11 protein-coding genes and 1 pseudogene are annotated in these 11,965 nt (G+C 39.6%); 7 read left to right on the top strand and 5 right to left on the bottom strand.

The window, feature by feature from the left end:
• The 3 genes from GNF10_RS20360 to GNF10_RS20350 all read left to right on the top strand — a co-directional run.
• A partial coding sequence (locus tag GNF10_RS20360; RefSeq protein ID WP_185607207.1) for an ISAs1 family transposase occupies positions 1–349 on the top strand: 349 nt, incomplete at its 5' end.
• 232 nt (positions 350–581) lie between these two features.
• A complete protein-coding gene (locus GNF10_RS20355; RefSeq protein WP_311774194.1) occupies positions 582–2,549 on the top strand; it encodes a glycoside hydrolase family 15 protein in 1,968 nt (655 codons plus the stop codon).
• Between the two features lie 82 nt (positions 2,550–2,631).
• A complete protein-coding gene (locus GNF10_RS20350) occupies positions 2,632–3,090 on the top strand; it encodes a cupin domain-containing protein (protein ID WP_185586949.1) in 459 nt (152 codons plus the stop codon).
• A 29-nt stretch (positions 3,091–3,119) separates the two neighbouring features.
• Here GNF10_RS20350 and GNF10_RS20345 read toward each other — a convergent pair whose 3' ends face one another.
• Complete coding sequence (locus tag GNF10_RS20345; protein ID WP_185586946.1) at positions 3,120–3,257, bottom strand: hypothetical protein; 138 nt, start codon at positions 3,255–3,257, stop codon at positions 3,120–3,122.
• Between the two features lie 171 nt (positions 3,258–3,428).
• Between GNF10_RS20345 and GNF10_RS20340 the strand changes: the two genes are divergently transcribed.
• The 4 genes and pseudogenes from GNF10_RS20340 to GNF10_RS20325 all read left to right on the top strand — a co-directional run bounded on the left by GNF10_RS20340 (position 3,429) and on the right by GNF10_RS20325 (position 8,588).
• Positions 3,429–4,658, top strand: a complete 1,230-nt coding sequence (locus GNF10_RS20340) for a zinc-dependent alcohol dehydrogenase (RefSeq protein ID WP_185586944.1) — start codon at positions 3,429–3,431, stop codon at positions 4,656–4,658.
• Positions 4,659–4,777: 119 nt separating this feature from the next.
• Positions 4,778–6,067, top strand: coding sequence for a sodium:proton antiporter (locus GNF10_RS20335; protein WP_185586942.1), 1,290 nt, complete (start codon positions 4,778–4,780; stop codon positions 6,065–6,067).
• Between the two features lie 64 nt (positions 6,068–6,131).
• Positions 6,132–6,923 carry an alpha/beta fold hydrolase gene (locus GNF10_RS20330; protein ID WP_185592825.1) on the top strand — a complete coding sequence of 264 codons (792 nt, stop codon included), beginning with the start codon at positions 6,132–6,134 and terminating at the stop codon, positions 6,921–6,923.
• A gap of 23 nt (positions 6,924–6,946) precedes the next feature.
• Positions 6,947–8,588 (top strand): annotated as a pseudogene (locus GNF10_RS20325) (alpha/beta hydrolase).
• Between the two features lie 179 nt (positions 8,589–8,767).
• Here GNF10_RS20325 and GNF10_RS20320 read toward each other — a convergent pair.
• The 4 genes from GNF10_RS20320 to GNF10_RS20305 all read right to left on the bottom strand — a co-directional run bounded on the left by GNF10_RS20320 (position 8,768) and on the right by GNF10_RS20305 (position 11,756).
• On the bottom strand, positions 8,768–9,148 hold the full coding sequence (locus tag GNF10_RS20320; RefSeq protein ID WP_185587589.1) for a peptidoglycan-binding protein: 381 nt from the start codon (positions 9,146–9,148) through the stop codon (positions 8,768–8,770).
• Between the two features lie 68 nt (positions 9,149–9,216).
• The gene (locus GNF10_RS20315) at positions 9,217–10,014 is read right to left on the bottom strand and encodes a hypothetical protein (protein WP_185587587.1); all 798 of its coding nucleotides are present in this window, start codon (positions 10,012–10,014) and stop codon (positions 9,217–9,219) included.
• A 70-nt stretch (positions 10,015–10,084) separates the two neighbouring features.
• On the bottom strand, positions 10,085–10,888 hold the full coding sequence (locus GNF10_RS20310; protein WP_185587585.1) for a hypothetical protein: 804 nt from the start codon (positions 10,886–10,888) through the stop codon (positions 10,085–10,087).
• A 190-nt stretch (positions 10,889–11,078) separates the two neighbouring features.
• On the bottom strand, positions 11,079–11,756 hold the full coding sequence (locus tag GNF10_RS20305) for a hypothetical protein (protein ID WP_185587584.1): 678 nt from the start codon (positions 11,754–11,756) through the stop codon (positions 11,079–11,081).
• Between the last annotated feature and the right edge of the window lie 209 nt (positions 11,757–11,965).

Below are 11,965 nucleotides of genomic sequence, written 5' to 3'. Positions count from 1 at the left end.
GTTTAGCAGTGTTGGGATGGTAGAGTCCATCCGCTTATCGGATGGTAAAACAACAGTCGAAACTCGTTATTTCATTAGTAGCCTTATCAAGAATGCTGAAGAATTTTCTAATGCTGTTCGTAGCCATTGGGGTATAGAAAACTCATTACATTGGGTGTTGGATGTTGCTTTAAAAGAAGATGACTGCCGGATTAGGAAAGACAATGCTCCACAGAATTTTGCAGTATTACGGCAAATTGCAGTCAATCTTTTAGGTAAAGAGAAGCGAGTCAAACGAGGAATCAAAAATAAACAGTTTCTCGCCGCGATGGATAACAACTATTTATTAAGTGTTTTAGCGTTAGCTTAAAACAGTATATCAAAACTTGAATTGAATGTTTTATATGAAAGGTTTATTCTCTCGATAAATATGCTTTTATTTACCCCATAATTGAATATTTTTAGTATTAATGAATAGCCGTTCATCTGAAGATAAGCTAATTCAAGGCTTGGAAAAATATTTGATTTGTTTTGTTTATCATTCACTCAATTTCTACAATTATTTATGTCATTTTGAAATCTTTCTTAGTTTTTATTAGTAAATAAGATGCGTTCGCCCTGGAGGTAGAGGTAATAATGGTTACGCTGTACAAGTTGCTGGACATCGGATTCTCACAGCCGAGAAAGAAGGAACATGGTTAGCGCTGGGTGCAACAATTCCCTTTACTCGTCTTTCTTGTGGCTACGTTGGTGAAAGTGATGGTTGGACAGATTTAGCTGATAATTTTCAGATGGATTGGGAGTTTGATAGTGCTGTAGATGGCAACCTTGCTCTGACTGGAGAACTAAATTTAGATAGCACTAAAGAGTTTACTTTAGGACTAGCCTTTGGGACAAATCTGCACAATGCCATTTCTACACTGTTTCAGTCGCTCAATATTCCTTTTGAAAAGCAGAAACAGCAATATAACGAACAGTGGAAGCGATCGCGCGACAGTATCAAAGCATTAGAAAATAGTTCTTATGATGATGGGAAGTTGTATCACAACAGCATTAGTCTGTTGTTGGCACATGAAGACAAGACTTATCCAGGTGCATTAATCGCATCTCTGGCTATCCCTTGGGGTGAAGCCAAAGACGACCAAGACCAAGGAGGATATCACCTTGTCTGGACGCGGGATATGGTCAGTAGTGTAACAGGTTTGGTGGCTGCTGGGGAAACAGATACAGCAGTGCGATCGCTAATTTATCTTGCCACCAGCCAGCAGGAAGACGGCGGTTTTGCTCAAAATTTCTGGGTTGATGGTGAACCCTATTGGAAAGGTATTCAACTAGATGAAGTAGCATTTCCCATTCTTCTAGCACGGTTATTACGCCAGGAAAATGTACCACTAAACTTTGATATTTATCCGATGATTTTGCGGGCGGCGGGTTATTTAATTCGTCATGGCCCGGCTACTCAACAAGAACGCTGGGAAGAAAATAGCGGTTATTCACCTTCTACACTGGCTTCTAATATTGCTGCCTTAATCTGTGCTGCTCAATTTGTTCGTGAACATGGCGATGAAGCAACAGCACAATTCATTGAAGAGTACGCTGATTTTTTAGAATGTCACATTGAAGACTGGACAGTAACTACCGAAGGCACTCTAGTTCCTGGTATCAAACGGCACTATATCCGCATTACTCCTACAGATATCAATAATCCTCAACCTCACGAAAATCCCAACCAAGGAACTCTTTTCATCAGCAGTCAGCCACCTGGTGAAGTAGGAGAATTTCCAGCGAAGGAAATTGTTGATGGCGGATTTCTGCAATTGGTGCGCTATGGAATTCGTAAACCAGACGATCCGATTATCGTTGATTCTGTCAAAGTAATTGATGCAATCTTAAAAGTAAATACACCCGTTGGCCCTTGTTGGCATCGTTACAATCATGACGGCTACGGACAGCAAGAAGACGGTAGTGCTTATGTCGGCTGGGGTAAGGGACGTGCTTGGCCTCTTTTGGCAGGAGAACGGGGACATTATGAATTAGCTGTTGGCGGCGATGTCAAAACATATATCAAGGTGATGGAAGGATTTGCTTCAGACACTTGTTTGCTACCAGAACAAGTTTGGGATGAAGCAGATAAACCTGATGTCCATCTGTACTTAGGAAAACCAACAGGTTCAGCAATGCCTTTAATGTGGGCGCACGCCGAGTATATCAAACTGCTGCGGTCAACTCATGATGGTCAGGTGTTTGATTTTATTCCAGAGATAGCGAATCGATATTTAGGCGAAAGAAAGCAATGTAAATCATTAGAAATTTGGAAGTTTAATCGTCAAGTAAGCAAATTTAAAAAAAGTCATACATTGCGAATTCAAGCTTTAGCATCTTTTCAGTTGCACTGGTCAGATGATAATTGGCAAACCGTTAAAGATACGCCTTCTACTTCCACTAAGTTAGGAGTGAATTTTGTAGATATATCTGTTTCTGATAATCAGCAACAGCCAATTAATTTTACCTTTTTCTGGATTGAAAGTAGTAAATGGGAACAACACAATTACACGGTTGCAGTTTCATAATTCGTTGTAAAGAATTCCTGCTCGAAAATACATCAATTAGCAATGCCGTAACATAACCGCACAATCTAAGAGAGCCATTTTTATGCAGAATAACTCATCACATAAGCCAACAATTGACTATTGGCACGTCTGGACTGACCACAACGGTATAAGTCACCAGTCTCGTTGTCAAATTGAGGACTTCATCGAGAAAGGCATAGCGCCGGATACCTCACCTCAATGGCTTTCTAAGTTAAAGCAGTCCGGTGCCACAATCACCTTTACTGTGCTACCCGTGGGATGGGTTGGCAACTGGCATGAGAACCCGAAACCCCAATGGGTCATCCCTCTGTCGGGACGCTGGTTTGTAGAGACTATGGATGGCCAGCGAGTCGAGATGGGCCCTGGCGAAATTTCATTTGGAGAAGACCAGGGTACAAAAGCAGACGCGCAAGGTCATAAAGGTCACTTATCTGGAACAGTAGGTGATGCGCCAGCTGTTCTGATAATGGTACAACTCGAAGAGATTCCTACTATAGAGCAATCGTGTCGATTTAACTAACTAGCAACTTGGATTAGTAGCGATAATCATCATCCTGTTAAAACGTTTGCTATTGCTTCCAGTTTCTTTGCCTGACATTGCATTGCTATCCACAATTTATCTCCATCTAGAGGACGATAAGAAACTATAGCAATATCGATACCATAATTTCTAAGTGCGTATGTCATGTAGCCCAAAATAAGCTCAATTATCTGCTGAAGCATCCATCAAAAAAATAATTTGGATACAAGATTTCTTGCTCTATTGCATAAATATTTTCTAGTGTTTTGTAGTAGCTAAAAACACAAGCTACTCATTTCTGTCTGAAATATAAACCTCATGAATTAGGAGTATTTACCATGAAAGCAGTGGATTTTCACGGAATTGGAGATATTCGATTAGATAACGTACCAGAACCAAAAATTAAAGAACCAACCGATGCCATTATTCGGCTGACCTCTAGTGCAATTTGTGGCACAGATTTACACATGATTCGGGGAACATTTACAGGGATGAACCCCGGTACAATTCTGGGGCATGAAGGGGTCGGTATTGTTGAAGAGATTGGTTCTAATGTGCGGAATCTTAAGGTGGGCGATCGCGTCGTCGTTCCCTCAACAATTGCCTGTGGCTACTGCTCTTACTGCCGTACTGGATATAATGCTCAATGCGATAACGCCAATCCTCACGGACATAACGCCGGGACAGCTTTTTTCGGAGGCCCAGAAGCAGCAGGCCCCTTCGATGGATTGCAGGCAGAATATGCTCGAATTCCTTATGCCAATGCAGGGTTAGTAAAATTACCAAAAGAGGTTACAGATGACCAAGCAATTCTGTTGTCTGACATCTTCCCTACGGCATACTTTGGAGCCGATATTGCAGAGATCACACCAGGAGATACAGTAGCTATATTTGGTTGTGGCCCCGTTGGGCAGTTTGCGATCGTTAGCGCCAGATTGTTCGGTGCAGGACGCATCATTGCAGTGGATACAATTCCCTCACGTTTAGAAATGGCTCGTGATTTGGGTGCAGAAGTCATCGATTATAATACCGAAGATCCAATTGAAGCAATCCGCGAACTGACTGGGGGAATTGGTGTAGATAGAGCGATCGATGCAGTTGGCGTAGATGCGAATGCTCCTGACAGTGGCCCAGCAGCCGAAAAAGCACGACAAGAAGCACAACAATTCCAACAGCAGTTACAACAAATTGCCCCTAAAACTAATCCTCAAAACGGAAATTGGCATCCAGGTAATGCTCCGTCTCTTGTATTAGAGTGGGCAGTTCAAGCATTAGCCAAAGCTGGTACGCTCTCGATTATTGGAGTTTACCCACCAACCCACAATTTCTTTCCCATCGGCACAGCAATGAACAAAAATCTCACAATCAACATGGGCAATTGTAACCACCGTAAATATATTCCTACGTTGGTGGATTTGGTTCGTAATGGCACAGTAGACCCCACAAAAGTCTTGACACAAGTCGAACCACTAATGTCAGTTATTGATGCATATAAGGCATTTGACCGACGGCAACCAGGCTGGGTGAAGGTAGAATTAGTCCCTGGAGCAGCTTTAGCTAATGTTTAGAGTCTTTGCCAAGGTTGTATTGTGAACTAAAAACTTTCTTTACATCAGTAAGTAGGGTAACTTGCTGATGGTTTTTGATTTTAATTATAGGAGGTTGTACAGCACGACTTAAATTTTTTATGGAAGAATCCTTACCTATTACTATTTTGATCAGTGTAACGGTTGTAGCTGGTATTGCTGCTCAAGTTTTAGCTGGTTATTTTCACATTCCTAGTATCGTCTTGCTACTTCTGTTCGGGATTCTTCTAGGGCGGGATGGTTTTGATTTTTTAGATCCATCATTATTGGGTGTTGGTTTAGAAGTTCTGGTTTCGCTGTTAGTAGCGGTAATTTTATTCGAGGGCGGTTTAAATCTACAGTTAGGAGAGTTAAAAGAAGTTTCTACAAGCCTTCGCAATCTTGTCACTTTGGGAGTACTAATTACCTTAACGGGTGCTGCAATAGCTGCACACTGGCTAAGTGAATTTCCTTGGTCAATTGCTTTTCTTTATGCCTCTTTAGTAGTTGTGACAGGCCCAACAGTGATTAATCCGCTCCTCAAACAAATTAGTGTAGAAAAACAAGTCTCAACACTTTTAGAAGGAGAGGGGGTTTTTATCGATCCAATTGGTGCAATTTTGGCTGTAATCGTGCTTCATTTTGTGTTGAGTGGAAATGTGGAGCCTCTCATTTTAATTAAGGGTCTAGTTTTGCGTTTGGGTCTAGGCATAATTCTTGGTGTAGGCGGAGGCTGGTTGCTATCCCAACTTCTCAAACAGGATCAATTCTTGTCCCAAGAGTTAAAAAATCTAGTTGTTTTAGCTAGTGTCTGGGGTTTATTTAGTTTGGCACAGGCGCTACGTGGTGAGTCTGGTCTAGTGGTTGCTGTAGTTATGGGGATAGTTTTAAGAGCTAGTAACCTGTCTTCGGAGCTTTTACTGCGTGGGTTTAATGAACAGTTGAGCATTTTAGCAAATTCGATTTTGTTCATCCTATTAGCAGCAGACTTATCAATTGCAAGTATTTTCGCTTTGGGTTGGGGTAGTGTTCTGGCAGTTCTAGTGCTGATGCTGATAATACGTCCTATTAACATTTTAATATCTACCTGGAATCAAGATTTAAACTGGCAACAGCAGTTATTTTTATCTTGGGTTGCTCCCCGTGGAATTGTAGCTGCTTCTTTAGCTTCATTATTTGCAGTTTCACTTACAAAACAGGGTATTAATGGCGGTGATTCAATTAAAGCCTTGGTATTTTTAACAATAATGATGACAGTTTTGCTCCAGGGATTGACGGCTGGGTGGGTTGCTAGTTTACTCAATTTACGTTTAACCAGTCAAACTGAACAGGAGTGTTTGCAAGCATGTAATAATGATATTAATACGCAAGAAATTGGAAAAATAAGTAGGATTGATTCCGAGTTAGTTTAGTCATATTTATATTAGTTGATGATTTTCCACAGGTATAGCTTCCATTATCAATATTAGTTTAATCATGCCATCTAAAATTCGTAGTCAGCCTTATTTTTTAACTACCCAGTTTTCTAACCCTAATTATCCACTTTTAGTATTTCTACCTGGAATGGATGAGACTGGAAAGGAATTGATGTATATTCAAACAGCAGGTTTAGAAGCTGCTTTTGATGTACGTTGCTTTGTAATTCCTCCTGATGAGCTAACAAGTTGGGATCAAATGACAGAAGAAGTAGTATCTTTAACCAAGATAGAACTAGAAAAAGTACCGCGTTCGCCTGTTTATCTTTGTGGAGAATCATTCGGTGGTTGTTTGGCGCTCAAAATATTAGAAAAATTTCCTCAACTATTTACCAAGATTATTTTAATTAATTCCGCTTCTTCATTTCATCGAGTCCCTTGGCTAAATTTAGGTTCACTTTTGTTTCCTTACACACCTCAATTCTTTTATAAAATTTCTTCGTTTTTATCTTTGCCTTTTCTAGCTAATTTAAGTCGAATTTCGCCTGCTGCAAGCCTTGCTCTTTCAAAATCTACCAGTTCTGCACCAAAAGAAACTGCTAATCAGCGACTATCTCTGATGAGAGAATTTGATATTGATGAAAATAAATTATCTCAAATTACTCAACCTGTCTTACTAATTGCTAGTAAAGATGACCGACTTTTGCCTTCATTAGCAGAGGCACAATATTTAAGTAATATTTTCCCTAATTCTCAGATAATAACTTTACCTCATAGCGGCCATGCCTGCTTAGTTGAAAGAGATATTAATCTCTATAAAATTTTATTATCCGCTAATTTTATCGTTGCCTAATATAGTATTTCAAGTGGTATATAATGACTAAAACTATAAACAAACAAACTGTTTGGCTAAAATTGACTTTGAGAATTTTTAGTATAGGGTTGCTACCTACACTAACTGTTTATCCCGCTTTCGGTGCAGAGCGCCTAAAATTTAATTATGGTCTTTTGGAAAGGTCTATCCCAATTAGTTCACTCGAAACCTATGCTAGAACAGGCAAAGTGGACGATAATTTAGCTGCATATAGAAAGTATGTAGACAAAAAGCAACTAGCTCAACTGCGAAAAGTTTTACTAACTCGCATTCCCCTAAATCAAGTAGAAGTTTCGCAGTTTCTTTATACACCCATTGGCGAACGGTTATTAGAAAAGTTAGGAAAAGTTATTCAGACAGAATCTAACTTGTCAGGGTTTTATGCAATTCGCGCAGCACTGATTTTGTCAGCCGCAGATCAAAAAGATTTTACGCTTTTAAATGTATTAAGCAAGTTTCCAGCAAGTGCAATTTCAATTAACTTGAACCAGAGTTTGGCAATTGCAGAGGCATTACAGAATTTAGTCAATCAAACTCAAAATGCAGTAGCACTAATTAACCAACAATCCCAACAAGAGGTAATTACAGTTTCTACACTTAATACTGTTCCATTGATGGATTTAGGAAAAAACGGAAGTTTTCGTTTTTTAAAGCAAACTATCACGCTTAATGACCTCTCGCGTAAGAGGATATTTCCTGCTGATATTTATCTTCCAATTGCTCAAACTCCTCGTCCAATAATTGTCATTTCGCACGGGCTTGGTTCCGATAGAACGAGTTTTGCATATCTAGCTGAACATCTGGTTTCTTATGGTTTTGTGGTTGCTGTTCCAGAACATCCTGGCAGTAATTCACAACAAATACAAGCATTATTAGCAGGTATAGCAGATAGAGTTACCAATCCTAGAGAGCTAATTGACAGACCTTTAGATATTAAATTTTTACTAGATGAACTCACTCGTTTATCAAAGTCTAATTCAATATTTAGGGGACGCTTAAATTTAGAACAAGTTGGTGTAGTTGGGCAATCATTTGGTGGATATACGGCATTAGCATTGGCAGGCGCAAAGATTAATTTTGAGCAACTGAAAGCCGACTGTCCAGCTTTAGAAAATACGTTAAATGTTTCGCTTCTACTTCAATGTTTGGCGGTCAATTTACCAAACGCTCAATACAACTTATCTGACCCCAGGATAAAAGCAGCAATTGCTATTGATCCCAGTCGTTAGCAGTATTTTTGGTCAAGCTAGCCTCAGCCAAATCAAAATTCCGGTGATGATTGTATCTGGTAGTTCTGATACTGTTGCTCCAGCTTTAACAGAGCAAATTGAGCCTTTTACTTGGCTAACAACTCAAAATAAATATTTAGCACTCATCAATGGCGGCACACACTTTTCTACTATTGCAGAATCACCAAATGCAACCGTACCTATTCCTACACAAGTAATCGGTTCAAGTCCAGCTTTGGCACGTCGTTATGTTAAAGCTTTGAGTGTTCCATTTTTTGAAACGTATGTTGCCCAACAGTCAAGTTACCTTTCCTACTTGAGTCCAGATTACGTTAATACAATTAGTCAGCAACCACTACCGTTAAGTTTAATAAAATCTTTGACATCTGAACAGCTACAAGAAGCGTTCAAATAAGGATTTTGAAGCTAGGTAAACCTACAGAATGATGAAAAAAACACTAAATATTATTAATCTGAAAAACTCCCTTGTGGTAAATCTCGGTACACAAATGTTTTACCATCATCTTGGTAATCATCAAAACCTTTTGATTTTCTTTTGGTGAATGCTGCAATTAAGAAAATTATGTGTATCTGTTAGAAACGACGACGCACGGAACGCACAGGTGTGCGTAAAGCTTGCCACGTCAGCGCTCCTACCCTACCATCACCAACTATTCTTTGCGATCGCTGAAAGGTAGCTACTGCTGTAGCAGTTCTAGGGCCATAGATACCATCAATAGCTCCGTTGTAAAATCCTAGCGATCGCAGGACAGCTTGCACATCTCTGACAGGCTGTCCACGAGATCCAGGCTTAAGAAAGGGAGCTTTCATGGGAGAGTATTTTGAAACCCTACCTGTAATTTGGGCATTATTACTTGTCTGTGCCTTAGCAGGTGTAAAGGGTAACATTCCCAAAAACAATGCAGAGGTCAAGCCCAATGGTAAAATTATTGAGCGCATAAATCGAGTATTCATAAACTTATGTTTCTCCGAAATTAAACAAATTAAACTTTTTTAGAAATGTCGGTAGCGATCGCTGATTTTTAAGAAGGATGATATATAGTTTCAGCAACTAAAATAGGTCTGTTGCCGTACTCAGCCTCTAACTCTCTTTTTACATTTAAATCCCAGTTGAAATTATAGTCTTTCTCAATTTCAGCACTAACAAAAGGACGAACTTCACCAGTTATCGATACTGTCTGACCTTGATTTATTGCTACTTTGGGCGGTGCTTTTAATAAAACTAGCAAATCTTGCCCACCAAACAATTGGTTTTCATCTAGCGTTAGTAAAACCGGACTGCGGATATTGTCCACTTCCCCCGTAACTGCAACTTGACGACGATAATATTGTTCGGGACGTTGTGTTATTTGGCCAGGTTGAGGCGCTAGTACAATGTATCGAGCAATAATCGCAGGTTTATTGATGTAATCTTTGTAATATTCGTCCTGTATGTTGAGATTAAACTCTTGCTCAATTTTGGGAATTACTAAATTACGAACCTGACCAGTAACTTGCACTGTAATATTTTGGTCAGATGGTAGATTAAAAGGCACACCTGAAGCATTGACAACTACAAGAGGTTCACCGCGAAAGAACCGTGCATCGCTAACAGTGAATGAACTCGAACCAATTTTCTGAATTACTCTGCTTTTAATTGTTACAGAGTTACCGATAAATTCGTCCGTGTTCTCAGCAATTTCCGATGTATTAGTGATAGTTGGTTTTGCGTCAAAAAAGCTACAACTTCTCACTATCAGAGCGATCGCTACCAGGAAAACTAATACCCCTGCTTGACCTAACGCCTGTAAGAAATTTCCCCTTTGAGAATTGTCACTCATTACCTTTATTCTTATTTATCTTGAGGCTATTCATGAAAAGTTTTCCTGATAGATGATCCTGTAGAATCCCTTATTGCGGAATTGCTGAGGGATATACCTCTGTTGCAACTAACACAGGTTTATTCCTGTATTCTGCTTCTAGCTGCTTTTGTAAGGTTAAATCCCATTTCAGGTCGTAATCCCGTTCTAATTCAGCTACAACAAACGGACGTAACACACCCGTGACTGCAACTTTCTCACCTTCATTGACAACTCCTTTTGGAGTACCGGCACGGATCACTAACAAGTCTTGCCCACCAAATAATTTGTCTTCATCTAAGGTAAAGGAATTGGCATTTCTGATGTTTTCTACTTCACCTGTCACTGCCAAATTTTTACCGTAGTATAGTTGAGGGTTTGTGGTAAGTTCACCTGGTTTAGGAGCAAGTGCAATTGATTGAGCGATAATTGCAGGTTGGGTTTCGTACTCTTTGTACAAGTTTGGATCTAAGCCCAAGTTGTAATCTCGATTAATATCTGCAATCACAAAGTTACGAACTGGGCCTGTCGCTTGAATTGGTGTATTTGGGTCAGTAGGCAGGGTGAAAGTTTTACCCGAAGCATTTACAACTAAAATTGGTTTAGCACTAAAAAATTGCTTATCGGCAATTGTGAAAGTTGACGGCCCCAATTTTCTGACGGGTGTACTTCTAATTGTTACAGTTTTACCAATTAATTCGTTTGTATTGTCTGCGACTTCTTCTGTAGTCACATTGCTTTCTGGTACTCCGGCTTGTTGATCTAAGTTATTGGTACAACTTCCAAGCAGCATTGCAGATATTGCTAGAGCAATAGTTCCTTTAGAACTCCATTTAGCTTGCATAAAGTTGATCATTTCAAAATCTCCATTTGGGTTGACTAATATCAAGTTCAGACGATGAATTATTACTTACAACTCTCTACGTTTTTACATCAGTTATAGTGATGCTTTTTCAACTGAACCTGATATTATTGAACGACTGCAAAAGTTTTGACTTGTTGCGATCAGCGTTTTAAGGCGTTCAACATTTCTGCGGTGAATTATATTAATTTAAAAAGACTTGGCCATCTTTCTGAATTCTCAATACGCCTTGATTGTCATCGAAATTGGTTGTTTCATCTAACGAGACTGCGAGTGTCCCTTCAGAAGTAGACGTGGGCATAACTTTAAGCAGTCCACCATCTTGACGTACCAAGGTAATACTGATAGGTGTTGGTAAGTTTCGTAAGACAAATTCTTGTCCACCTGCAAGATATCGAGGTTGGGTCTGACCAATCGCTTGATAAGAGATACCAGCGTTAGTGTTATTTTTCAATTTCACATCGACTGTACCTGCTGTTGGTGTAATAGTTGCGTAGACACGAAGTGGCTTGTCGTTAGACATCGCACTTTGCCGACTTTCTGGAGCAGGTGGTTGGATAACATTAACATTTGTCCGTCTTCCATTCATAGGATAGGCAGGAACCATAATACTCTGAGAACCAGTAGTTCCCTGTTGTCTTTCAAATCTTAAAGTTGCAGCATTCGGTGGACATCCTGCTGGAACCATAACTCGATTACGGTGTGGTTCTTCGTAGAAAATACTAGGGCAAGGATTAATTTGGGAAATTCGCGGCTGTGCTACTGCTGATTGACTCATTGCAGACAAACCAATCAGCAACGTTCCAAAAATTGTTCCTACCGATCCAACTTTTTTGAAAGAAGAATGATTGAACTTGTACATAAATACCTCCTGATAATTTTATCTTTGCTTGGTGTTTTAAAATCCCAATAGTGACATCTGGTGAAAGATGAGAAATACTCTTAACTTAGAGAAACTTTATTTTTTTTGCAATAATTCAAATTTTTGATTATGTACTTTAGAGAAAGTTGAGCCGCTCAACCAAAAGAGGAGACATGAAAACAGACTGTATTTTGAGGTTAAATCTCAAT

This window comes from Nostoc sp. UCD121, from assembly GCF_014222285.1.
Classification (GTDB): domain Bacteria; phylum Cyanobacteriota; class Cyanobacteriia; order Cyanobacteriales; family Nostocaceae; genus Nostoc.
The sequence above is the reverse complement of the archived record's forward strand: the minus strand, read 5'-3'. Positions and strand labels throughout refer to the sequence as shown.